The organism is Streptomyces justiciae (genome assembly GCF_015163075.1).
GTDB lineage: Bacteria > Actinomycetota > Actinomycetes > Streptomycetales > Streptomycetaceae > Streptomyces > Streptomyces justiciae.
This window is the reverse complement of record NZ_JADDXU010000009.1, coordinates 34,687-57,980: the sequence shown is the minus strand read 5'-3', so window position 1 is coordinate 57,980 and position 23,294 is coordinate 34,687. Positions and strand designations below refer to the sequence as shown.

Below are 23,294 nucleotides of genomic sequence, written 5' to 3'. Positions count from 1 at the left end.
TTCCCATCACGTGAGACGGGCGGTTTGGGGGGTTATCGCCGGTAGCTGTCTCTGGGACCCCCTCCGTCCCTACAATGCGCGGCCATGTCCAGGCCACCCCAGTACGACAACGGCATCGGCGCGGCCGGAGAGCCCCAGGGTGCGCCGAACGTGTACCACCCGCAGCCCGAGCCACCCCCCTCCTACGACGAGTACGCCGACCCGGCCATCGCGCACGGCTGGCAGAACGCGTACGACGAGACGGCCGAGCTGCCTTCGGTGGCGGAGGCTCCTGGGGTGACGCGGGCCCTGGACGTTCCGGAGCCGCCGCCCGCCCCGGCCGGCCCCCGCTCCCGTCGTAAGCCCAAGGCCGGCCCCTGGCGCTCGCGGCGCGTGGCGGTCGCGGCCGGGGCCGTGGGCGCGGTGTCGGTGGTGGCGCTGATCGCCGGGTTCTCGCTGTCCGGGTCGTCCGGCGACTCCGAGGGCAAGGAGCGGCGTACGGGGTCGGCGGCGCCCGACGTGTCGACGGAACCTACCGCGGGCCCGCCCGGCGAGACCGAGGGTGACGGGCCGGGCGCCTCCGGGAGCGGTTCCGCGTCGGCTTCCGTTGCGCCGTCCTCGGCGCCCTCGGAGAAGCAGTCGAAGACGGCCGAGCCCTCGGCCGGCGCGTCCGCCACGACGACGACCGCCCCCGCGCCCACGTCGAGCGCGACCCCGTCCGACCCGGGTGGCTCGGGCTCCGACGCCGGCTCCGGTTCCGACGGCAAGCCCGGCAAGGGACAGGGCAGCACCAAACGACCCAGGTAGCCGATGCATGAAGTCCCCAACTGTGGGCAGCAGCTCGCCTGTTGACAGGGGACGCATAGGGAAACCCCCATCGCTCGAAAGAACTCCTTGCCCGGCCGCCCCCACGCGATGAGAATGCGCATGACAACTTGGCGGGTGGCCGGAGATTCTCCGGTCACCCTCGTCGCAATGAGGGGACCCCCACATGAAGAAGCCTCTCGGTGCCGTAGTGATCGCCCTGGCCATGGCCGGGGTCGGCGCGGCACCCGCGGTCGCGGCCCCGGACACCACGAGCGCGGTGGACACCAGCACCGCCGTCTCCACGGTCTGGGACACGGTCACGTCCGCCTCGGCGAGCCTGAACCAGGCGCTCGCGCCCCAGGTCCAGGCCGTCTCCTTCGCCGGCACCGTCTCGCTCAGCAACTGTTCCGGGTCCGTCATCCGCTTCCCCAACTCCGAGGCAGACGACCCCGCGCTGGTCATGTCCAACGGGCACTGCCTGGAGACCGGCTTCCCGGCGGCCGGCGAGGTCATCGTCGACCAGGCCTCGACCCGCAGCTTCGGGCTCCTCAACTCCGCCGGCACCCGGGTCGGCACGCTCCGCGCCAACAAGATCGCCTACGCGACGATGACCGACACCGACGTGTCGATCTACCAGCTCACCCGCACCTACGCGTCGATCAAGAGCACGTACGGCATCGACGCGCTCACCCTGAACGACACCCACCCGGTCGCCGGCACCGCCATCACGGTCGTCTCCGGCTACTGGAAGCGCACGTACGCCTGCAACATCGACGGGTTCGCCTACCGCCTCAAGGAAGGCGCGTGGACCTGGAAGGACTCGGTCCGCTACACCTCCGCCTGCCAGACCATCGGCGGCACCTCGGGCTCGCCCGTCATCGACAACGCCACCGGCAAGGTCGTCGCCGTCAACAACACCGGCAACGAGGACGGCGGCCGCTGCACCGACAACAACCCCTGTGAGGTCGACGCGAGCGGCAACGTCACCGTCCGCGAGGGCATCAACTACGCCCAGGAGACCTACCAGATCCCGGCCTGCTTCGGCCTGGACAACAAGCTCGACCTGAGCAAGAGCGGTTGCACGCTGCCCAAGCCGTAGTACTCACGAGGGGGTTCGCCGGACGGAGCGTCCCGCAAGGACGTCCGTCCGGTGGCCGTCCTCGATCACGAAACGGCCGTCGACCAGGACGTGCGGGATGCCGGTCGGGAGGGCGCGGGGCTCGGCGAAGGTCGAGCCCGCCGCCACCGTCGCCGGGTCGAAGAGGACGAGGTCGGCCTTGTAGCCCTCGCGGACCAGCCCGCGGTCGGGCAGCCGGAGCCGGGCCGCCGGGCGGCCGGTCAGATGCGCGACGCACTCCTCCAGGGACAGCACCCCCAACTCCCGTACGTAGTGGCCGAGGTAGTGCGGGAACGTGCCGTACGCCCGCGGATGCGGCTTCGCGCCCTGGAGGATGCCGTCCGAGCCGCCGGTGTGGACGCGGTGGCGCATGATCTGCCGGACGTTCTCCTCATGGCCCACGTGCTGGATGATCGACGGGGCCAGCCGGTCGGCGAGCAGCAGCCGGCGGGCGGTCGTCCAGCCGTCGACGCGGCGGCCCACATGGTCCGCCAGTGCGGGATCACCGACCCCCGAGATCTCGATCGTCTCCCACTCGACCGGCACCCCGTGGCAGCCGTCCGAGCCGACGACCTCCAAGTGGTGCCGGATGCGCTCGGCGGTGTCGTCGTCCGCGAGCCGCCTGAGGATCTCCTCCGGACCGCCCTCGCTCGCCCAACTCGGCAGCAAGGCAGCGAGAGTTGTGCTGCCCGGTGTGTAGGGATACGTGTCGAGGCTGATGTCGGCGCCGTCCGCCAGGGCCTTGTCCAGCAGGGCGATCAGCTCCGGCGCCCGGCCCTTGTTCACGCCGAAGTTCATGGTGGCGTGGGCGAGATGGAGCGAGCAGCCCGCCTCCCGGGTCAGGGCCACCATCTCCTCGTACGCCTCAAGGGCGCCCGCCCCGTAGGAGCGGTGGTGCGGGCAGTAGTAGCCGCCGTACGACGCCACCACCCGGCACAGCTCGGTCAGTTCGGCGTCCTTGGCGTACATGCCGGGCGTGTAGGTGAGCCCGGACGACATGCCGACCGCGCCCTGCTCCATGCCCTCGGCGACGAGCCGCCGCATCCGGTCCAGCTCGGCCGGGGTCGCCTCGCGGTCCTCCCAGCCGACGGCGAGCATCCGGACCGTGCCCTGGGGGATGAGGTAGGCCGCGTTGACGGCGATGCCCCGGTCGAGCCGGTCCAGGTACTCGCCGACCGTCCGCCAGTCGAAGTCGATGTCGTCGCCGTACCCGTTCCACCCGGTGATCGCGCGGCGCATCTCGGCGAGCGTGCGGTCGTCGACGGGGGCGTACGACAGCCCGTCCTGGCCCAGGACTTCGAGGGTGACGCCCTGCGCGGCCTTCGCGCTGTGGTCGGGGTCGCGCAGCAGGGCGAGGTCGCTGTGGGCGTGCATGTCGATGAAGCCGGGGGAGAGGACGAGACCCTCGGCGTCCAACTCGCGCCGCGCCGTGGGTCGTTGGCAGCCGGCGTCGGCGGCCTCCTTGACGATCGAGACGATCCGGCCGCCGTCGACCACCACATCGGCGCGGTACGAGGGTTCACCACTGCCGTCGACGACGTCCGCGTCCCGGATGACGAGCTCTTCCATGGCGGTCCCTCTCAGAAGTAGGTACGGATGTACTCGACGACCGTGCCGTCCGCCTCGGCCACCGGGATCAGCTGCCACTTGTCGAAGGACGTGCACGGGTGGGACAGACCGAGCCCGACCCAGTCCCCGACCTCCAGGTCCGCCTCCGGGCCGGTACGCAGCCAGGCGTGCTGGTCGGACAGCCCGGTGACCTCGATGCCGGCCGCCGGCCGCTCCGCCCCGTCCCGGCGTACCACCTGGGCGGACGGCAGGCCAAGGTCGTAGGCCGCGTCGCGCTTGCCCGCGTTGGCGAAGGCCTGCTCGGCGGAGGGCCGGGAGACGACCTGCGCCCAGAGCCGGAACGCCGGTTCCAGGGCGCCCTCCTCCGGGACGCGGTTGAAAGGAGTGATCTTCCGGTAGTGCCCGTCGTCGTGCGAGACGTAGGCGCCGGAGCGCAGCAACTTCAGTACGGGAAGGGAGAGTTCGGGGATCTCCGCGAAGACGTCGGCGACCGCGTCGAACCAGGCGCTGCCGCCCGCGCTGACGACGATCTCGTCCACGCCGTTGAAGCGGTCCGCCTTGTCGAAGTCGACGGCGAGCGCGACCAGTCGCCGCAGCCAGGCGTGCACGCGCTCGGGATCGGCCTGCGGCACCTCGCCCTCGTACCCGGCGACCCCCACGAGCCGCAGGGTATCGGTGCCCGCCACGGCATCGGCGACCGCCGCGCACTCGGCTTCGGTACGGACGCCGGTACGCGCCCCTTCACCGGCGGCGAGTTCCACGACGACGTCCACCGGCCGGGCGGCCCCGCGCAGCGCCCGGTCCATCAGCTCGACGCCGCGCACGGAGTCGACGTAACAGATGATCCGGAAGGCGGGGTCCGACTCCAGCTCACCGGCGATCCAGCGGAGCGCGGCGGGGTCGGTCAGCTCGTTGGCGAGGAAGACCCGCTGGATGCCGTATGCCCGGGCGACGCGGACCTGGTGCGGGACGGCGAGGGTGATGCCCCAGGCGCCGTGCTCGATCTGGCGCTGGAAGAGCTGCGGTGCCATGGAGGTCTTGCCGTGCGGGGCGAAGGCGAGACCGTGCCGGACGGCGTACGTCTCCATGAGCCGGAGGTTGTGCTCCAGGCGCTCGGCGGAGAGGGCCAGCACCGGGGTGGTGAAGCCGTCCGTGAAGAGGTTGCGGCGCTGGGCGGCCAGCTCGCCGACGGTGAGGCCGTCGGCGTCCGGGGGGAGGCCCTTGAAGCGGTGGTCGACGCGTTCCTCCGCGAGGCGGGCGAGGGCTTCGGTGCCGGTGTCACGAGACACGGGGCCTCCCTGATCAGGTCGGTTGCACTCTCTGCAACGTCCATTGCGTATGTCGCTCATCGCTGTCTAACATCCAGGCCAACGCCGGGTCAATGGAGCCGCCCGGGCCCGAGACGACGAGGAGCTACGACCATCGTGAACGCCCCGGACGTCGTGGACGTCGTCTCGCTCGGCGAGTCCATGGTCACGTTCCTGCCCACCCGACCGGGCCGCCTCGCCGACGTACCGTCCTTCGACCGTGCGATCGGCGGCGCGGAGTCCAACGTGGCGTGTGTCCTCGCCGCGGCCGGGCATTCCGCGCGGTGGGTCAGCCGGGTGGGGGCGGACGGGTTCGGTGACCACCTGGTCGAGACGATCGGCTCGTACGGCGTGGACGTCAGCGGTGTACGCCGGGACGCCCTGCGGCCGACGGGGGTGTACTTCCGTACGGCGGGGGAGCGGGGGACGTCCGCGCACGAGGTCGCCTATTACCGGGCGGGGTCGGCGGCGTCGGCGATGACGGTGGGGAACGTGGAGGTGGGCGCGGGTCGCGTCCTGCACCTGTCCGGGATCACGGCGGCGCTGTCGGACGGCTGCCTGGAGTTGATGCGTTCCCTGACGGCGCGTTACGAGGGACGGCCTCTGGTGTCCTTCGACGTGAATTATCGGGCGGGACTGTGGCGTTCCACCGAGGGACCGCGAGTGCTGCTGGAGTTGGCGCGCGGGGCGGACGTGGTGTTCGTGGGGGAGGACGAGGCGGAGGAGGCGTGGGGGGTTGCAGACGGACCGGAGGCGGTGCGCGAGCTGCTGCCGGAGCCGGCGGTGCTGGTGGTGAAGCAAGGAGGAAGGGGGGCTACCGCTTTCGTGTCGGCCGCGGGCGAGTGGGGGCTGGTCGCGCAGTTCCCCGCGCCCCTAGGCCCGCTTGACTGCGGGCAGTCGTGCCGCTTGGGCGGCACGGGTGGGCGCAGCGGCACCCCGCCAACGCGGGCGAGTGAAACCCACCCTGCCCCAGCCCCCACCTCCCGCACCTTCGAACCCGCCCCCACCGTCGACATCGTCTCCACCACCGGCGCCGGTGACGCCTTCGCCGCCGGGTTCCTGTCCGGCGTCCTCCGTGGACTCCCCGTGAACACAAGCCTCCGCACCGGCCACCTCTGGGCCGCCGCCACCCTCACCGCCCCCGGCGACCTCGCCGCACCCCCCTCCCGCGCACACGCCGATCGACTGGTCGCACTCGATGAGCGGACGTGGGAGACACTTCGACTCGGCCCCGGCTGGACGCAAGCCGCGCAGGCCCCGGAGGAGGTACGCACCCCATGAGTCAGACCGTCGACCGCGCGCTCAGCATCCTGCCGCTGCTCGCCGAGGGCCCCGCCGATCTCGGCCAGGTCGCCGACCGCCTCGGCGTCCACAAGTCAACGGCGCTCCGCCTCCTCCGTACGCTCCACGAACACGGCATGGTCTACCGCCAGTCCGACCAGCGCTACCGCCTCGGCGCCCGCCTCATCGCCCTCGCCCAGGAGGCGATGGAGAACCTCGACATCCGCGAGATCGCCCACCCCCACCTCGTACGCCTCAACGAACAGGTCGGCCACACCGTCCACCTCGCCGTCTACGAGGAGGAGGACGTTCTTTACATCGACAAGGTCGAGAGCCGGTATCCCGTGCGGATGTACTCGCGGATCGGGAAGCCCGTCGCCATCACCGTCGCCGCCGTCGCGAAGCAGCTGCTCGCCGACCTCCCGGAGGCCGAGCGCCGCGCCCTCGCCGACAAGCTCGACTACCCCCTGTACACGGCCCGTTCGACCCCCAACGCCCCCGCTTTCCTCAAGGAGTTGGAGCGGGTGCGCGAACAGGGCTGGGCCACCGACCTCGGTGGCCACGAGGAGTCCATCAACTGCGTCGCCGCCCCGATCCGCGGCGCCGACGGCCGTGTCGTCGCCGCGATGTCGGTCTCCGCGCCGAACGTCGTCGTCACCGCCGACGAACTCCTCACCCTGCTCCCGCTGGTCCGCCGCACGGCGGAAACGATCAGCGGGGAGTACTCCGGCAGAACCCCCGTCAAGGAAGTCACCCCATGAGCGAGAAGATCGCCCTCACCCCCAAGACCCACACCACCCCGCCCGCGAAGTTCTCGCACGGCGTCAGGAAGGGCAACATCCTTCAGGTCGCCGGGCAGGTCGGGTTCCTGCCGGCGGTGGAGGGGCAGCCCCCGACGCCCGCCGGGCCCACCCTGCGTGAGCAGACCCTCCAGACCCTCGCCAACGTCAAGGCGATCCTGGAGGAGGGCGGCGCCTCCTGGGACGACGTGATGATGATCCGCGTCTACCTCACGGACGTCGACCACTTCGCCGAGATGAACGGCATCTACAACACCTACTTCGAGGAGCAGGGGCTCACCCAGCCGCCTGCCGCCCGTACGACCGTCTACGTCGGTCTGCCCGCCGGGCTCCTCATCGAGATCGACGCGCTCGCCGTCCTCGGCTGAGTCCGCTCTCCCTCAACTCCCGCACGCCGTAAGCAGTCGGCATGGTCCCCCACGGGTGGCCATGCCGCGATTCGCCCTGCCCGAAAGCTTCATGTTCTTACGCAGAGGACCCCCATGTCCCTTCCGCTCGCCGCCACCACACCCACCGAGGCCCCACCCCACACCGGCGGTCTCCTCCTCCTCGTCGACGGCACCGCCGGTCTCCTGACCGTCGCCGCCATCGGCATCGCGCTGCTGCTGTTCCTCATCATCAAGGTCAGGATCCAGCCCTTCGTCGCCCTCCTCGCCGTCTCCATAGCCGTCGGCCTGCTCGCCGGCCTGTCGGTCACCGAACTCTTCGGCACCGTCCAGCGGTCCGACGCCGTCTCCACCATCGAGTCCGGCATGGGCGGCATCCTCGGCCATGTCGCGATCATCATCGGCCTCGGCACGATGCTCGGCGCGATCCTCGAAGTCAGCGGCGGGGCCGAGGTGCTGGCGTCCCGGCTGCTCAATCTCTTCGGTGAGAAGAGAGCCCCGCTCGCCATGGGCCTCACCGGTCTGATCTTCGGCATCCCGGTCTTCTTCGACGTCGGCATCTTCGTCCTGGCCCCGATCGTCTACGCGGCGGCGAAGCGCAGCGGCAAGTCGATCCTGCTGTACTGCCTCCCGCTGCTCGCGGGCCTGTCGATGACCCACGCCTTCCTGCCCCCGCACCCGGGCCCGGTGGCCGCGGCCGGGCTCCTCCACGTGGACCTCGGCTGGGTCATCCTGATGGGCGTCGTCTGCGGCATCCCGGCGGTGCTGGCCGCGTGGGCGTTCTCGGCGTGGATCGGCCGCCGCATCTTCGTCGCCGTACCGCAGGACATGGTCGAGGCGGCGGCGGAGGCACGGCTGGCGGTGATCGAGGAGCAGCGCGCGCAGGGTGTCGTACCGCGTGAGGACCCTGTCCCGCTCGGCACGGTTCTCGGCATCATCGGCACCCCGCTGGTCCTGATCCTCGCCGCGACCTTCTCCTCGATCGCCCTCGACCCCTCCACGGGCCGCTCGGTCATCGAGTTCTTCGGCAGCCCCTTCGTCGCCCTGACGATCGCCCTGCTCCTCGCGTACTACCTCCTCGGCATCCGGCGAGGCTGGTCGCGCAAGTCCCTTGAGACGGTGTCGACTTCGTCCCTCAAGCCGGTCGGCAACATCCTGCTGGTCGTCGGCGCGGGCGGCGTCTTCGGCGCCGTCCTCAAGGCCAGCGGCGTCGCCCAGGCCCTGTCCGACACCTTCAACGACGTCGGTCTCCCGGTCATCGTCCTGGCCTACCTGATCTCGGTGGTCCTGCGGGTCGCCCAGGGCTCGGCCACGGTCGCCATCGTCACCACGGCCGGCATCGTGGCGCCCCTCCTCGCCGAGGGCGACCACTCCCAGGCCTTCGTCGCCCTCGTCATCATGGCCATCTCGGCCGGCTCCATCTTCGCCTCGCACGTCAACGACGGCGGCTTCTGGATGGTCGCCAAGTACTTCGGCATCAGCGAACGCGACACGTTGAAGACGTGGACCGTGCTGGAGACGGTGCTGTCGGTGGTCGGGTTCGTGGTGGCGGCCGTACTCAGCCTCTTCGTCTCGTAACTCCCTTCCCCGAGTCCTGAGCCTCCTTCCTCTCGTAACTCCCTTCCCTGCGCCCTGACTTCGCCCCGGACGCGACCCGTTCGCGACCGGGGCGTGCGCTGGAATGGTTGTACGGAGCGGGCTTGTGAGGGTCGCGACGGCGGTGCGATGCTGATCGTCATGCCGCCGTCGCCTCACGTGCCCGATCACGGAGCGGTTCTCGCGGAGGTGCGGAAGGTGCGGCGGGCCGGAGTCGTCAGGCTGCGCGCGCTCGACGTACCGGCGCTCGCCGGGGCCGCCCGTGAACTCCCGCGGGGAGACGGCGAGTCGCCAGGGGGGCCGGTGGAGAAGGTACTGCGGCTCGCCGTCTCCAGGATGGGCGGCGGCACCCTCCAGACCGCCGCCGAGTACAGCCTCGGCCTCGCCCAGGGCACCCGCGACTGGCCGGCCGCCGACCGGCGCCGGCGGGCCGCCCAGGTGTACGGGGTGAGCGTCGAGCGGTTCCGCAAGCACCACGAGCTCATGGTCCTCGGGCAGGTGGCCGAACAGGTCGTCCAGCTCGTCGCCCAGGGCACGCCCCGGAGAGGATCACCCCCACCTCCGTACGACCGCATGCCCGCCGCCCACCGCGCCCTGCGCCCGCGCATCGACCGCCGTACCGTCCCCGTCACCCTGCACGTCCACTCCGTCGACCTGCTGCGCGACATCGACGTCGTCGTCTCGCCGTCGAACACCTACTTCGCGCTGCCGGCGCCGTACAAGTCGTCCGTCTCCGCCACCCTGCGCCGCGCGGGCGCGCACCGGGACCCCGTCGGGGGACTCGTCGACGACAGGATCGACGACGAGTTACGGGGCTGGACCGCCCGGCACGGGGCTCCCGGCCGGGCGGCACAGCCCGGGACGGTCGCCGTCACCTCCGCGGGCGCGCTGGAGGGCCAGGGCATCCGGCGGATCTACCACGTCGCCGTGGCCGTACCCCGCCCCGAGACCAACGACTACGACGTCCAGCCCGCCGACATCACCCGAGGCGTCGCCCGCGTCTTCGCGCTGCTCGCCGAGGAGTCCGGCGCCCACGACCCGCCCCTGCGGTCCGTCTGCCTGCCCCTGCTCGGCGCCGGGCGCGGCGGCCTCACCCCGCTGGAGAGCTTCGGCGCGCTGTGGGCCGCCGTCGAGGCCGAACTCGCCCGCGGCGCCGACTGGGAGATCCACTTCGTCGTACGCCGCCACGCCCGCGCCGACCTGCTGGAGCGGCTCCTGGCCCCCAACGTGCCCGCGGAGGACGACCGATGAGCGTGCCCGACGATCCGTACGTCGTCCTCGCCGCCGCCGCGGCCCGCTGGGACCGGGTCGCCGGCCGCCTCGGCACCGAGGAACGGGAGCGGCTGACCGGGCTGGTCGCCGTCGTCCGCGACGAGGAGCGGGACGAGCGGCTCCGGTACGCCGCCGCCCAACAGGCCGCCGACCTGCTGGCGGAGTCGGTGCCGGACGAGTTCGGGGCGGACACCGGGGCGCGGTTCACCGGGACGCCGACGACCGGTGGCGGCCGGCCGACCGTGCAGGGCTTCGCCGCCGAGGATCTCGCCGTCCTCCTCATCGACGGGCACCGCATGGTCGGCCCTGTCCTCGGCCCGGTGCGCGAACGGCTGCTCGCGGAGCCCGCGTTGGACGCCGAGACGCTGCTCCAGCGCGGCGGCGCCCCCTTCGCGCCCGAGCTGATCCGGCTGCCCGGCATCGGCGGACGGCTGCGCCTGCCGCGGTTCCAGTTCTCCGAGGACACCCTGCCCTGGCTGGTCGTCCTGGAGGTCAACGCCCTCCTCGCCGCCGACCGCGACCCGTGGGGCGCCGCCGACTGGTGGCTGTCCGCCAACGCCTGGCTCGGCACCAGCCCGGCGAGCCTGCTGGGCACCGGCCGTGACCGTCAACTGGTCGATACGGCAAGGTTTCTGATGGAGAGTGGGGAATGAGCCCGAGGACGGAAGACGGCCCGCCGGATGGGAAGTGACTGACCATGCCCAACTACCGGCCGCCCGAAGCCCTGACCGGCACCCCCGGCAAGGTCACGCTCACCCGCGGCACCCCGCTCTACCGCATCCACGGCTCCCACCGCCCCGCCACCGGCTTCAACCCGAGACCCTCCCACTGCCTCTACGGCGGCGGCCGCTTCGACGCCACCTCCTGCGACACGTACGGCTATCTCTACGCCGGCCTCGGCCCCACGGCCGCCGTCTGCGAGACCCTGCTGCGCTCCCTGCCCTTCGACCCCGCCGGCGGCCCGCGTCTGCTGCCGCGCCGCGCGGTCGAGGGCCGCCGCCTGAGCACCCTGCGGCTCGCCGCCGACCTGAACGTCCTGCCGCTGGTCAGCGCCCAGGACCTGGCCGCGGTCCACCAGGACACCTGGCTGGTGCACACCGAGGCCCACGAGTACCCGTACACCCGCGACTGGGCCCACTGGATCCGCCGCCACACCGAGCCGTGGGCCCAGGGCCTGCTCTGGGCGTCCAAGCGGGAACCGGCCGACCGCACGGTGGTCCTGTTCGGCGACCGCAGCCCGGCCGGCGCCCTGCGCGCCCAGGAGGAGGACACCGTGGACTTCGACACGGCCGAGGGCCGGGAGTGGCTGAACTCCGTACTCCAGCCGTACTACGTCCAATTGGCGCCCTAGGGGACGACGGTCCGCAGGACGACCGTGCGGGTGGCCCAGCGGCCCGGGGTACCCTGGGTCGCCGGTCCGAGGTCGCGTCCGTCGGAGGCTGCACCGAAGCGCAGCACCTCCTCGTCCGCGCCGGACGCCCACGGGCTCCACGCCGGCATCCGGAACGGCACGGTGTTCAACTCGCCCTCCGCGACGATCAGTTTGAGCCAGTCCCGCGCCTCCGCGCCGGACGTGGCGGACCTGGACTGCGGCAGAGCCAGCCGCACCGGCTCCCCGTCCAGGGCGTACCCCGTCCGCCCCGGCCCGATGAAGTGCCCCGGGAACAGCGCCGGATCACTGGCGTAGCTGTCGCTGAGATCGATCAGCGCACACCAAAGAGGGCGCTGTGAACGGTTGGTGATCCGGATGGACACCAACGGCGGTTCCCCGTCCGGCCCGTACGCGCACACGATCTCCCCTCGCCCGTCCGGCACCAGCGCGTCCCCGCCGCCCCACGGGGCGATCTCCACCTGCACCTGGTTGTCCAGGGTGGAGGGCCGGGAGGTGAGATCGCGGAGCCGATGCCAGCGGGTGAGGTGGGTGAGGCAGCCGACGACGCCCTTCCCGTCGTACGGACCGCCGGTCGAACCGTCCCGCATGCCCGACCTCGTGCCGAGCCACAGCGGCTCCACGAACCGCGTCCCGTCCCGCCCCAGCACCTCCACCGCACCGGCGTCCTGCACCACCCGGAAGTGCAGGTCTCCGAACTCTTCGGATCTGTCGACGACTTGGAGCAGGGGAGTGTCGTACGAGGTGATCGCCGCCCGGAGCCGTTCGTCCGCCCCCTCGACGCTCACCGTCGCGGGCGGCGTCGACAGGGCGGTCAGCGCGACCGGGTACACCCGCTCCGGGTCCGGCGCCCAGCCCACCGGCTCCACCAGCGCCCGCTCGGCCCGCACCACGCGAGCCCGTATGACCCGCCCGTCCCCGATCACCGCGAACTCCGTGCCCCCGGCACCCTCCCCGCCCCGCAGCCCGTGCACCGTCCCGCAGTCCACCTCCCACCCCTCCCGCCCGCACCGCAGCAGATGGTCACCGGTGGCACCCTCCGCCACTGCACCCGCGAGGAACGGCAGATCGGCGACCTCGGCCGTCTCCGGAAACAGCACGGGCTGCTGCCGGCCACCGGACCGCCGTACCCGCGCGTCCGCCGCCGCCAGCAGCTGCCGGTAGGTGACGTCCGGGCCCGCCGCCCGTGCCGCGCCCAGCAGGGCGTGCGTGAAGATGCCCTGGCGGCGCCCGTCGAACCAGCCCTCGTAGGAGAGTTGGTCGAGTCGGCTCGCGGCGAGCAGGAGATGGCGGGCGGTGCCTCGCGGGGGTGCCGTGTCGCGGGCGGCCGGCCACTCCGGGCGGGCCGGCGCGTGGCGGGTGGTCAGGTCGGCCGGGACGCGGTCCTCGCGGGTCGCGCCGCCCGAGTAGCAGCAGTCGAGGACCGCCACGACATGCGCCCCGCGCCCCGCCACCTCGTCCAGCAGCGCGCCCAGCCGCTTGTCGGACAGGGGCCCGTCCACGCAGACCAGCGCCTGGCTCCAGCCCGTCGCCTCGACGAGCAACTCCGCACCGGTGGCGACCCGTTCACTGCCGTGCCCCGAGAACCAGAACAACGCCGTGTCGCCGGGCCCGGCCGCCCCGAGGAAGGCCCGGACCCCCTCCTCGACGGCCTCGACCGTGGCCTCCCCGTCCAGGACGGTCCGTACCGTGACGGCGTCCCCGCCGCGCTCCTCCAGCAACTCCCGTGCCGCACGCACGTCGTTGACACAGCCGGACAGCGGCGTGGCGATGTGCGGCGGGTAGGCGTTGACGCCCGCCATGAACGCGTAGATCGTCCCCATGGCCGGACAGTCTGGCAGGCGGGCCGGTCGCGGAGCACGGAGAACCGGTCGACAGCGGGGCGGATGCCGGGCCCCGGCTACCTCGGTAACGGGGCGGATTCCGGCCTCGTGTCCTCCGGCCGGGCGGATTCCAGGCCCCGGCTACCTCGCTAACGGGGCAGATTCCGGCCCCCGTGTCCTCCGGCCGGTCAGCCGAAGGCCTTCTCCGCCTCCAATTCGGCCACCCGCGCCAGGAGTTCGTCCCGCCCGATCGCGTCCGCCCGCGTCGACGGCACCGTGCAGGCGTACGCGCCCGCGACCGCCCCGTACCGCGCACAGCGCAACGGGTCCGCGCCCGCCAGCCGGCCGAGCAGGAACGCGGCGGCGAAGGCGTCGCCCGCACCGTTGGAGTCCACCACCGGAGCGGGCGGCTCGACGGCCGGTACGTGGGTCAGCTCGCCGTCGGCCAGCAGGTACGCCCCCTCCGCCCCGGCGGTCGCGACCACGGCACTCGCCCGGCCGCGCGCGGCGATGTCCCTCATGGTGGCCTCCGGGTCGGCCAGCGCGGTCGTCGACAGGAAGACCAGGTCGGCGGCGAGGGCGAAGGCCTCGTGGTACGGGTTCTCGCCGTCCCAGTTGTGCAGGTCCGTCGAGACCGTCACCCCGGCCTCGCGCAGCACCGGCAGGGCGTGGGCGCACGGGTGGGTGATCACCACGTGCGCGTGCCGGGCGGCGCCCGCCAGGGTGCGCAGGGTGTCCTCGGGGAGCCGGTCGGTGTCCTGGCCGCGCGTGATGTCGTACAGGGAGAGCCTCCGCCCGTCCGGGCCGACCAGGTTGACCGCCCGCTTGGTGCCCGAGGCCGAGCGCACCTCGGTGAATGGGATGCCCCGGTCCCGGTGCAGCGCGCGCACCAGGTCGCCCTCGTGGTCGTCGCCGACGACGTCGATGTGGTGGGCGCGCAGCCCGAGCGCGTGCACGCCGAGCGCGACGAAGTCCCCGCTCTGTCCGGCGCGGCTCACGATGCCCGGCTCGATCATGTAGCTGTCGGCGTAGGGGAGTGGCAGCTCGGGGACGTGGACGATGGTGTCCACGCCGGCGCCGCCCAGGACGAGGACATCGGTCTCGGGGCTCATGAAAGCCGAGTCAAGCAGCCGTGTTTCCGGGCGGGCAAGAACTTGCAGAAATTTTCTGCAAGAGCTTCTCCCGTCGCTTCCGCCCCCGGCGCCCCACGGCACAGCTTCGTCCGCCATACTTCCGACCGTGGAGCAGCGCATAGGTTCGAGCAGCAAGCCCCTGGAAGGCGCCGGATTCGACCCGGCCTTCATCCCCGGGCTGACCTCACCCGTGTCCGGCGAGCCCGAGGACGCCAAGCCGGCGGACGCCGAGGAGCCCCTCGCAGAGAAGGAGGCCGCCCCCGAGGAACCGGAGACGGCCGAAGAGGAGGAGACCGAGGAGGAGGCGGCGGCCGAGGGCCCCGTCTTCGAGGCCTCCGACCGCCGCGCGAAGATCGTCGCCGACGCGAAGGGCGTACGCCTCAGCCTCGACGAGGAGCGGTGCGAGTTCGGCTGGGACGAGATCGGCGCGGTGGAGACGGAGTCCCCCCGCTTCGGCAAGCGATTCACGATCACGGTCCACACCCCTGACCGCCGCTGGTACCCGATCGAGATCGAGGCGACGGCCAGGGCCGATTTCAAGCTGTGGGAAGAGCAGTTGGACGCGGTTCTCGACGAGTACTTCGAAGAGAACGACGACGCGTCCGACGACTAGCTGCAGTACTGGGCCTCTTTCCCGATGGACCGGTACATACAGTCGGCGTTCTCCAACAGCTGCAACACGGCGTCCCGGTTCCTGGCGGTCTCCCGAGCGATCACCTCATCGGGAGGATAGAACCCACCCTGGGAACTGGACGTCGGATACATCTCGAAGGTGTACGCGAAGATCTTCTGGTTCCCCCACAGCCAGTCGTCGATGGACCCGTCGGTGATGTACAGGTCACTCGACTGCTCCGGCGTATAGCCGTTGCTCGCGGCCATCTTCTGCCCCACCGTGGCGAAGGCGTTGCGGTCGTCGGCCGTCATCCCCGTCGCCGTGTCGGCCGTGGTGTACCCGAACGGCCACAACACCAGCTCGCTGTACGTGTGGAAGTCGATCCCGGCCTTGATCTGCTGCACCCCGCCGACCACCCGGCTGCGCACGAAGTTCGCGACGACCTTCACCTCGGGCGCCGACTCGGCGGCCGATCCGCGGTACGTCTCCGAGGACGTCGACCCGGACGAGCCGCCGCAGCAGCCCCACCGGTAGTTCCAGTTGCGGTTGAGGTCCGTGCCGACGTACGAGGAGCCGGAGTTGGGCTGCCGGTTCTTCCGCCAGGAGCGGTACGAGCCGGTGGCGACGTCGTACTCGCCGCCGTCGGGGTTGAGGTCCGGCACGATCCAGATCTCCCGGCTGTTGACCAGGCTGGTCACGCGTGAGTCGGTGCCGTAGCCGGAGGTCAGCTGGTTGAGCAGGTAGAGCGCCATCTCGACGGTGAGATGTTCGCGCGCGTGCTGGTGGTGGGTGAACAGCACCTCGGGCTCGGACTCGTCCGTCGCCACGTTGTCGCTGATCTTGAGGGCGACGATGTTCCGCCCCTGGTAGGACGTGCCGATGACGCGCTGGCTGACGATGTCCGGGTGGGCCGAGACGACGCTGTTGATCTCGTTCGTCATCTCCGCGTAGTTGTGATAGCGCGAGTCGGCCGACGGGAAGTCGTAGAGCCGCAGCTCGTCCTCGGCCAGCCGGTCCGGGGCGGAGCCCAACGCCTCGACCTGGTAGCCGAGTCGGCGCAGCTTCTTGATCTGGTCGGCCCGCCCGGAGACCACCACGGTCTCCTCGTCGGCCTCGTCCACCGTGACGCCGGTCTGCTGGATGGCCGTACGGGTCAGCTGGTCGGTGTGCTGGTGGATCTCGTACTGCCGGATGTCGTCCGCTGAGGGCGCCGCCTTGCCGACGCTGTCGGCGGAGGCGTCCATCGAGGTCAGGGGCGCGGCGAGCGCCAGGGCGAGCAGGGCGGCGAACGCGGCGGTGCGTCTGCCGCCCCGGGCGCCTGCGCCTCGTGTCCGAAGTCGCATGAAGTCTCCTTGTGGGAGTGGGGAGTGGCGATTCAGTGCGACGTACGTGGTGCGGGTGTGCGGCTCATGGTCGAGGCATGGCATGAGCAGGTCAAGGGTGAATAAAGACGCACTGGCGCGAACTGTGCGCTCGAACTCCTGTATGTAGGTAGTGAATCGGGTAGTCCTCCCCGTGTGACACGGCCGTCCGGGTGGACATGCTGGTGCCATGCTGCGTCCCCGGTACGCCTCGTACCCTCAACCCCCGCTGGGGGCAGGCCATCTGAGCGTCGAGTACGAGCCCCGTCCCACCGCGGTCCGCGAGGCCCGCGCCCTGGTCCGACGGCAGTTGGAGGGCTGGGGGCTCGCGGACCTGGACGACCTCACCGACACCGCCGAACTGCTGGTGAGCGAGCTGGCCACCAACGCCCTGCTGCACTCCGCCGGCAGCCGCATCCGCCTCACCCTCACCGCCGCGCACGGCGTCCTGCGCTGCGAGGTCTCCGACGTCGGCCACCGCGTGCCCCGGGTACTGGCGGCCGGCTCCGCCACGAACGGGCGCGGGATGTTCCTGGTCGACGCGCTCGCCCTGCGCTGGGGCTGCCACCAGGACGGTACGGGCAAGACCGTGTGGTTCGAGCTGGGCACCTGCGCGTCGGACGGCTGCGGCCGGGGCCGTGTGTAGGTGCGGCGCAGGCCCGCGCACGCCCTCTTGTCAGTGCTGGATCTTTGCGGTTTGTTGACCTTCATGGCGGACACCACGGGAAACCCCACCGACACCCAGGTATCGACCACCCCCACACCCCGCAAGTCCAGTTGGAAGTACATCGGCCCCGGCATCGTCGTCGCGGCCACCGGTGTCGGCGCGGGCGACCTGGTCGCCACCCTCATCGCCGGCAGCAACTTCGGCTACACCCTGCTGTGGGCCGCCGTGATCGGCTGCCTGGTGAAGATCTCCCTCGCCGAGGCCGCGGGCCGCTGGCACCTCTCCACCGGCCGCACCCTCTTCGACGGCTGGGCGAGCCTGGGCCGCTGGACCACGTGGTTCTTCGTCGTCTACGTCGTGATCTGGGGCTTCGTGTACGGCGCGGCGGCGATGTCGTCGAGCGCGCTGCCGCTCCAGGCGCTGTTCCCGGACGTGATGGACCTCAAGTGGTGGGCGATCGCCTGCGGCCTGGTCGGGCTGGTCTTCGTCTGGTTCAACAAGTACGAGGTCTTCGAGAAGGTCATGACCGTCCTGGTCGGCGTCATGTTCGTGGTGACGGTCTACCTGGCGATCCGCGTCACCCCGAACCTCCCGGACGCCCTCGCCGGCCTCCTCCCCGTCCTGCCGGACGAGAAGGACTCGGTCCTCAACACCCTCGGCCTGATCGGCGGCGTCGGCGGCACCATCACGCTCGCCGCGTACGGCTACTGGGTCAACGCCAAGGGCTGGACCGACACCGGCTGGATGAAGGTCATGCGGCTCGACAACCGCGTCGCCTACGCCACCACCGGCATCTTCGTCATCGCGATGCTCTTCGTCGGCGCGGAACTGCTGCACTCGGCGAACATCGCCATCGCGAGCGGCGACAAGGGGCTGATCCAGCTCAGCGACATCCTGGAGAAGGAGTACGGCTCGGCGACCGCCAAGTTCTTCCTGATCGGCTTCTTCGCCACCTCCTTCACCTCCCTCATCGGCGTCTGGCACGGCGTGAGCCTGATGTTCGCCGACTTCGTGGCCCGCTACCGCACGAGCCAGGAGGCGAAGGGCGAGGAGGTCGCCTCCGGCGCCCGCGAACGCTCCTGGCCCTTCCGCGCGTACCTGCTGTGGCTGACCTTCCCGCCCATCGTCCTGCTCTTCCAGGGCCAGCCCTTCCGCCTGATCATCCTCTACGGCGTCCTGGGCGCGGCGTTCCTCCCCTTCCTCGCCGGCACCCTGATCTGGCTCCTCAACTCCTCGCGCACGCCCACCGAATGGCGCAACGGCCTGCTCAGCAACGCGATGCTGGTGATCGCCGGGCTGCTGTTCCTGGTGCTGTGCGTGAAGCAGATCTGGGATCAGCCCTGGTCGGAGTTCTTCTGATCGTCCTTGTGACCGTAGATGTCCTCGCGGCTCGGCCCCCACGCCGGGCTGAGCGCGATCGTCTTGAGCTGCTCCATCGTGAGGGCGGGCTTGTCGCGGCCCGGCGCGTCGTGCGGTCCGCCCTGGTTGTAGGCGCTGATCACGACCCGCAGACCGTTGATCCGCACCGTGTCGACGGTCCACCGGACCACGCCCGCCACGTCCTTGTCACCGGCGTCCTCACGGGTGACGAGCATCGTGCCGTCGCCGACCTCCTCGGCACCCGCGAACATGCCCTCGCCGAGCAGATCCCCCATGTTCGGCTGCACGTTGATCTCGACAAGGCTCTTGCCCTTGCCGTCGTCCACGACGACATAGCCCCAGCCGGACTCGTCGCCGCCCCGCGAGACCGGTGTGACGCCGGACGGGAGGAGATCGACGAGCGTCTTGCGGATGTCGGTCGTGGGGGCCGTGGTCTCCTCCGGCGCGGGTGACGACGGCTTCTCCGCCTCGGGAATGGCGTCGACCGCCGCCAGCCACACCGGCGCGGTCACCAGCTTCTTCAACTCGGCCGCGTCCAGGGGCGGTTCGGGCCGGGTGACCGGCGAGCCCTTCTCGGCCTCGGCGTTCCACTCGTAGGCCGCGACATGCTGGCCCTTCGCGGTGATCAGGTCGGCGGACCAGAACTTGGTGGGCTCCCGCTTGTCCGGGTACTCGTACCCCTGGAGAATCCTCAGCACCGCGCCGTCGTCCAGCCGACTCGTCGTGCAACTGTCGTACGGCGTGAACGTCTTGTCTGGGCACTCGGCCCACTGCCGGGCGTTCTCACTGCCCGGCTCGACCTTCTCCAGGCTGACGGAGACGGCGGAACCCCCGTCCCCGTCGTCCCACACGAGCGAGGCGTACGGCCCCGGCTTGTCCGCCGTGCCGCGCCCGCTCTCCTGGCTGAACTTGCCGTACCCCAGCTGCTCCTTGAGCGTGCCGATGAGCTCCTGGCCGGACACGGGCGCCACGGTCGACCTGGCACTGGGCGTGGAGGCCACCGACGACTGATCCGCGTCCGACCCCCCACCCGGCAGCAGCAGCGCACCGCCCACCCCCACGAGCGCGAGCGAGGCCGCGCCGCCCACCACCGCGGCCCGGCGCCGCAGTCGCAGCCGTCGCCCGCGGGCCAGGCCGGCCGTGGTGAGCGCGGTGAGGTCGGGTTCGAATCCGCCGCCGGCGGCACGCAGTTCGGCGGCGACGCGGTCCTCGAAGGGATCGCTGTGCTGGTCAACGGGCATGGCAAACCACCGTTTCCGCGAGGTCTGAGTGATGGGAAGTCGTGGGGTGGGGGTGATCAGAAGCGCGCGTACTCGCCGAGATCCTCGCCGAGCAGCTCGCGCAGTCGGCCGAGGGCACGCGTGCAACGGGTACGCACCGCGGCCGAGCTGGCGTGCATCGCGTCGGCGGTCTCCTCGATCGAGCGGTCCTCCCAGTAGCGCAGGACGACCACCGCCCGGTCCTTGGCGGGCAGCCGGGCCAGCGCCTCCAGCAGCGTCAGCCGCAGCGGTACGTCGCGCTGGTCGGCGGCGGCCCGGTCGGGGAACGTGTCGGTGGCCCGCTCGGTGCTGCTGCGCCGCCGCTGGTGGGCGAGGAAGGCCCGGGTGAGCACGGTCTGCGCGTACCCGGCGGGGTTGCCGACCCGGCTCACCCGGTGCCAGGCGATGTAGAGCCGGCCCAGGGTCTCCTGCACGAGATCCTCGGCGAGATGCGTGTCGCCGGCGGTGAGCAGGCACGCGGAGCGGTACAGATGCCCCGCGCGCGCCGCCGCGAACTCCGCGTACTGGTCCGCAAGGACCTGTCTCATGTGATCCCCCTGCTCATGGGCGCCCGGCGTGCACCGTCCTCACTTCTACTGATGCGATGGGCCCGGGGAAATGTTTCACAGGCCTCGGAGAGAGGACGGACAGGGTTACGGAAGGTGGTTGCCGCCCAGGTAGGTTTCGGTACCGAAGCTGTACGACAGTTGTACGAGGCACCCACCGGGGGAAACCGATGACCCAGCCGCCCTACGGCCCACCACCCCCGTCCTACGGCCCCCCGCCCGGAGGCTTCGGCCCACCGCCCCCGCAGTACCCGCCGCAGTACGCACCGCAGCACCCCCCGCAGTACGCGCCCCCGCCGGCGGCCCCCGCCGGCCCGGAGTTCCTGGCCGTGGACCGCCACAACTCCGTGGTCATCGACATGACCGGCGTCGCCTTCGAAATACGCGACGCGGAGGCCGAGTTCAGCTGGCCCGAGATCCACACCGTCCACTACAAGGCCACCCCGAACGGCAAGGCCCTGGTCGTCGCGGTGGTCCTGCACAACGGCCAGTTCTACGAGTGCCAGGTCGAGGCCAAACCCAAGGAACGCCTGCGCGAGTGGTTCACGGGCCTCCAGGCGATCCTCGGCTACTACAAGCCGATGCGATGACCCGCACGCGTACGACACCGCCCCGCCCGCTCGACATCGAGGCCCTGTTCCCCGAACTCGCCGCCCACCGCGGCACCACCACCCGCCTCCACCCCCGCCCCGGCACGCCCACCCCGTACGACAGCTCGGTGGGCGGCCCGCTGCTGTGGCCCGCGGACGAGGCATGGCCGACGTGCACGCAGGAGCACCGGAGGAACAAGGGCCGCAGGATCGAGGACATCCGCGAGGAACGGCGCATCCACGCGGCCGCGCACGACCGCGCCCTCACCGACGAGGAACGCGACCGCCTCACCACCCTCCAACGCCGGCACAAGCTCCCGGACATCGGAGACACCCACCCCGTCCCCCTCCTCGCCCTGGCCCAGCTGTACGCCCGTGACGTGCCGAACCTCCCGGCGCCGCCCGGCCACGACCTCCTCCAGGTGCTGTGGTGCCCCTTCGAGTCCCATGGCCTCCCGCCCACCCCCGGCGTCCACCTGCGCTGGCGCGACTCCGAGGCCGCGATGGACGCCGTACTCACGAACCCGCCGCTCCCACCGGTCGTCGGCTACGAGGGCCTGGTCCCCGAGCCCTGCGTCCTGCACCCGGAGCCAGGGGTCGTGGAGTACGAGTGGCCCGAACTCCTTGATGAAGACCTCCAGTTGAGGATCGAGGAGTGGGAGGAGGAACTCTGGGAGAGCGAAGAGGACGCCGACGACCCCCTCAGCTACGACGCCGACTTCGCGGTGGCCGCCGGCTGGAAGGTGGGCGGTTACGCCTACTGGGGTGTCACCGGCCCGCACTCGATGGTCTGTTCCTGCGGCACGCCCATGGAACTCCTGCTGGCGATCCGCCCCTCGGAACATGGCGGCGCCGCCAGTTGGATTCCCCTGGAGGACCGGGTCCTCGCCCCGACTCACGTCAGCGTGGGCCGGGTCGGCACTCTCAATCTCTTCGTCTGCCCCGCGGACCCGGCGCACGGCCATCGCACGTCCCTGCAAGGCTGACCGGGGCCCGGAAACACGAAAGGCAAGAAGGTGCGGACACCTCTTGCCATATTCAATGTATAGCGCACCGGGGGCCTTGCGGCAAGGCCCCCCTCGTACCGCAGAATCGTCGACCTGAAGCCGGGACCTGCGGAAATGGGGAAAACGCGGATGCGTGTTGTGCTGCTGACGTACGGGTCGCGCGGCGACGTGGAGCCGATGCTGGGCCTCGCCGTGGCGCTGCGGGAACTCGGCGCGGAGGTGCGGGTCTGCGCGCCGCCCGACTTCGAGGAACTGCTGGCCGCAGTCGGCGTCCCGCTGGTGCCGATCGGACAGTCGGTGCGGGCGCTGGCGACGGACGCCCTGACCGGGAAGCCGACCAAGCTGCCCCCGACCATGGCCGAGCGGGCCGCCTGGCTGTTCGACTCGGTGTATGACGCGGTCGCCCCGGTCGCCGAGGGGAGCGACCTGGTGGTGGCGACGGGCCTGCTCCCGGCTGCTGCCGCCGCGCGTGCCGCGGCCGAGAAGGCGGGCGTCCCGTATGCGTTCGTCTCCTACTTCCCGTCCTACCTGCCCTCCCCGCACCACCCCCCGCTCGCCTTCCCCGGTCACCCGCTCCCGGCGGACGTCACCGACAACCGCGAGCTGTGGGACCTGAACACCGAGGTCCTCAACGAGCTGTTCGGCGGCGCGGTCAACGCCCGGCGTGCGGCGCTCGGCCTGCCCCCGGTGCCGGACATCCGCGACCACGTCCTCACCGCCCGCCCGCTCCTGGCGTCCGACCCGGCCCTGAGCCCCTGGCAGGAGCCGGCCGAACTCGACGTCGTCCAGACCGGCGCCTGGATCCGCACCGACGCCCGGCCGCTCCCCGCGGACCTGGAGACGTTCCTGGCGGCGGGCGCCCCGCCGGTGTACGTCGGCTTCGGCAGCATGCCGCTGCGGGACGCGGCGGACGTCTCCCGGGCGGCGGTGGAGGCGGTCCGCGCGCAGGGCCACCGCGTCCTGCTCGGGCGCGGCTGGGCCGACCTGGCGCTGATCGACGGCGAGGACGACTGCTGCGTCGTCGGCGAGGTCAACCAGCAGGAGCTGTTCCGCCGGGTCGCCGCGGTCGTGCACCACGGCGGCGCCGGCACCACCACGACCGCCGCCCGGGCCGGCGCGCCCCAGGTGGTCGTGGCCCAGATGGCCGACCAGCCCTACTGGGCCGGCCGCGTCGCCGAGCTCGGCATCGGCGCGGCCCACGACGGCCCGAACCCGACCTACGATTCCCTGTCGGCCGCGCTCACCGTGGCCCTCGCCCCCGACACCGCCGAACGGGCCAGGTCCCTGGCGGCCACGGTCCGCACGGACGGGGCGACGACGGCGGCGAAGCTGCTGATCGGCATGGCGGGCACCATCGTGGCCTAGAACCGACCCTCATCCTTGAACATCGT

Annotated in this window: 22 protein-coding genes; 15 read left to right on the top strand and 7 right to left on the bottom strand. The window is 71.5% G+C overall.

Going from position 1 to position 23,294, the window contains the following annotated elements; genetic code table 11:
• Positions 1–84 precede the first annotated feature (84 nt).
• Together IQ210_RS24665 and IQ210_RS24660 are read left to right on the top strand one after the other, a co-directional pair.
• On the top strand, positions 85–786 hold the full coding sequence (locus IQ210_RS24665) for a hypothetical protein (protein ID WP_194081291.1): 702 nt from the start codon (positions 85–87) through the stop codon (positions 784–786).
• Between the two features lie 184 nt (positions 787–970).
• The gene (locus IQ210_RS24660; RefSeq protein WP_194081290.1) at positions 971–1,885 is read left to right on the top strand and encodes a S1 family peptidase; all 915 of its coding nucleotides are present in this window, start codon (positions 971–973) and stop codon (positions 1,883–1,885) included.
• A gap of 3 nt (positions 1,886–1,888) precedes the next feature.
• Here the strand turns inward: IQ210_RS24660 and IQ210_RS24655 are convergent, their stop codons facing one another.
• Together IQ210_RS24655 and IQ210_RS24650 are read right to left on the bottom strand one after the other, a co-directional pair.
• On the bottom strand, positions 1,889–3,472 hold the full coding sequence (locus IQ210_RS24655; RefSeq protein ID WP_194081289.1) for an N-acyl-D-amino-acid deacylase family protein: 1,584 nt from the start codon (positions 3,470–3,472) through the stop codon (positions 1,889–1,891).
• Between the two features lie 11 nt (positions 3,473–3,483).
• A complete protein-coding gene (locus IQ210_RS24650) occupies positions 3,484–4,761 on the bottom strand; it encodes an amino acid deaminase (protein WP_256784196.1) in 1,278 nt (425 codons plus the stop codon).
• A 180-nt stretch (positions 4,762–4,941) separates the two neighbouring features.
• Here IQ210_RS24650 and IQ210_RS24645 point away from each other — a divergent pair, with 180 nt between their 5' ends.
• From IQ210_RS24645 to IQ210_RS24615, 7 genes are all read left to right on the top strand, one after another.
• Positions 4,942–6,060 (top strand): sugar kinase, encoded by a 1,119-nt coding sequence (locus IQ210_RS24645; protein ID WP_228048329.1) that lies wholly within the window; start codon positions 4,942–4,944, stop codon positions 6,058–6,060.
• Positions 6,057–6,821, top strand: a complete 765-nt coding sequence (locus IQ210_RS24640) for an IclR family transcriptional regulator (protein WP_194081286.1) — start codon at positions 6,057–6,059, stop codon at positions 6,819–6,821. Before IQ210_RS24645 ends, IQ210_RS24640 begins: the two co-directional genes overlap by 4 nt.
• A complete protein-coding gene (locus tag IQ210_RS24635; RefSeq protein ID WP_194081285.1) occupies positions 6,818–7,228 on the top strand; it encodes a RidA family protein in 411 nt (136 codons plus the stop codon). Before IQ210_RS24640 ends, IQ210_RS24635 begins: the two co-directional genes overlap by 4 nt.
• Before the next feature lie 114 nt (positions 7,229–7,342).
• Positions 7,343–8,824: a GntP family permease gene (locus IQ210_RS24630; protein ID WP_194081284.1), complete on the top strand. Its 1,482-nt coding sequence runs from the start codon at positions 7,343–7,345 to the stop codon at positions 8,822–8,824.
• Between the two features lie 159 nt (positions 8,825–8,983).
• Positions 8,984–10,093: a macro domain-containing protein gene (locus tag IQ210_RS24625; RefSeq protein ID WP_194081283.1), complete on the top strand. Its 1,110-nt coding sequence runs from the start codon at positions 8,984–8,986 to the stop codon at positions 10,091–10,093.
• The gene (locus IQ210_RS24620; RefSeq protein ID WP_194081282.1) at positions 10,090–10,767 is read left to right on the top strand and encodes a hypothetical protein; all 678 of its coding nucleotides are present in this window, start codon (positions 10,090–10,092) and stop codon (positions 10,765–10,767) included. The genes IQ210_RS24625 and IQ210_RS24620 overlap by 4 nt, the downstream gene beginning before the upstream one ends.
• Before the next feature lie 44 nt (positions 10,768–10,811).
• On the top strand, positions 10,812–11,465 hold the full coding sequence (locus tag IQ210_RS24615) for an RES family NAD+ phosphorylase (protein ID WP_194081281.1): 654 nt from the start codon (positions 10,812–10,814) through the stop codon (positions 11,463–11,465).
• Here IQ210_RS24615 and IQ210_RS24610 read toward each other — a convergent pair.
• Entirely contained in the window at positions 11,462–13,327 is a 1,866-nt protein-coding gene (locus IQ210_RS24610; RefSeq protein ID WP_194081280.1) for a caspase family protein, read from the bottom strand. The genes IQ210_RS24615 and IQ210_RS24610 overlap by 4 nt on opposite strands.
• Positions 13,328–13,515: 188 nt before the next feature.
• On the bottom strand, positions 13,516–14,439 hold the full coding sequence (locus IQ210_RS24605) for an adenosine kinase (protein WP_194081279.1): 924 nt from the start codon (positions 14,437–14,439) through the stop codon (positions 13,516–13,518).
• A 127-nt stretch (positions 14,440–14,566) separates the two neighbouring features.
• On the opposite strand from IQ210_RS24605, the gene IQ210_RS24600 reads away from it, so the two are divergent.
• Positions 14,567–15,073, top strand: coding sequence for a hypothetical protein (locus IQ210_RS24600; protein ID WP_194081278.1), 507 nt, complete (start codon positions 14,567–14,569; stop codon positions 15,071–15,073).
• Here the strand turns inward: IQ210_RS24600 and IQ210_RS24595 are convergent.
• On the bottom strand, positions 15,070–16,416 hold the full coding sequence (locus IQ210_RS24595; RefSeq protein ID WP_194081277.1) for a M14 family metallopeptidase: 1,347 nt from the start codon (positions 16,414–16,416) through the stop codon (positions 15,070–15,072). The two genes, IQ210_RS24600 and IQ210_RS24595, sit on opposite strands and share 4 nt — an antisense overlap.
• A gap of 208 nt (positions 16,417–16,624) precedes the next feature.
• Here IQ210_RS24595 and IQ210_RS24590 point away from each other — a divergent pair, with 208 nt between their 5' ends.
• Both IQ210_RS24590 and IQ210_RS24585 read left to right on the top strand, forming a co-directional pair.
• Complete coding sequence (locus tag IQ210_RS24590; protein ID WP_194081276.1) at positions 16,625–17,080, top strand: ATP-binding protein; 456 nt, start codon at positions 16,625–16,627, stop codon at positions 17,078–17,080.
• Between the two features lie 63 nt (positions 17,081–17,143).
• Positions 17,144–18,460, top strand: a complete 1,317-nt coding sequence (locus IQ210_RS24585) for an Nramp family divalent metal transporter (RefSeq protein ID WP_194081275.1) — start codon at positions 17,144–17,146, stop codon at positions 18,458–18,460.
• Here the strand turns inward: IQ210_RS24585 and IQ210_RS24580 are convergent.
• A complete protein-coding gene (locus tag IQ210_RS24580; RefSeq protein WP_194081274.1) occupies positions 18,436–19,722 on the bottom strand; it encodes a hypothetical protein in 1,287 nt (428 codons plus the stop codon). The genes IQ210_RS24585 and IQ210_RS24580 overlap by 25 nt on opposite strands.
• A gap of 56 nt (positions 19,723–19,778) precedes the next feature.
• Positions 19,779–20,288: a SigE family RNA polymerase sigma factor gene (locus IQ210_RS24575; protein ID WP_194081273.1), complete on the bottom strand. Its 510-nt coding sequence runs from the start codon at positions 20,286–20,288 to the stop codon at positions 19,779–19,781.
• A 188-nt stretch (positions 20,289–20,476) separates the two neighbouring features.
• Here IQ210_RS24575 and IQ210_RS24570 point away from each other — a divergent pair, with 188 nt between their 5' ends.
• The 3 genes from IQ210_RS24570 to IQ210_RS24560 all read left to right on the top strand — a co-directional run bounded on the left by IQ210_RS24570 (position 20,477) and on the right by IQ210_RS24560 (position 23,268).
• Positions 20,477–20,896 carry a hypothetical protein gene (locus IQ210_RS24570; RefSeq protein ID WP_194081272.1) on the top strand — a complete coding sequence of 140 codons (420 nt, stop codon included), beginning with the start codon at positions 20,477–20,479 and terminating at the stop codon, positions 20,894–20,896.
• On the top strand, positions 20,893–21,882 hold the full coding sequence (locus IQ210_RS24565) for a hypothetical protein (RefSeq protein ID WP_194081271.1): 990 nt from the start codon (positions 20,893–20,895) through the stop codon (positions 21,880–21,882). The genes IQ210_RS24570 and IQ210_RS24565 overlap by 4 nt, the downstream gene beginning before the upstream one ends.
• Positions 21,883–22,032: 150 nt before the next feature.
• The gene (locus IQ210_RS24560; RefSeq protein WP_194081270.1) at positions 22,033–23,268 is read left to right on the top strand and encodes a glycosyltransferase; all 1,236 of its coding nucleotides are present in this window, start codon (positions 22,033–22,035) and stop codon (positions 23,266–23,268) included.
• The last annotated feature ends 26 nt before the right edge of the window (positions 23,269–23,294 follow it).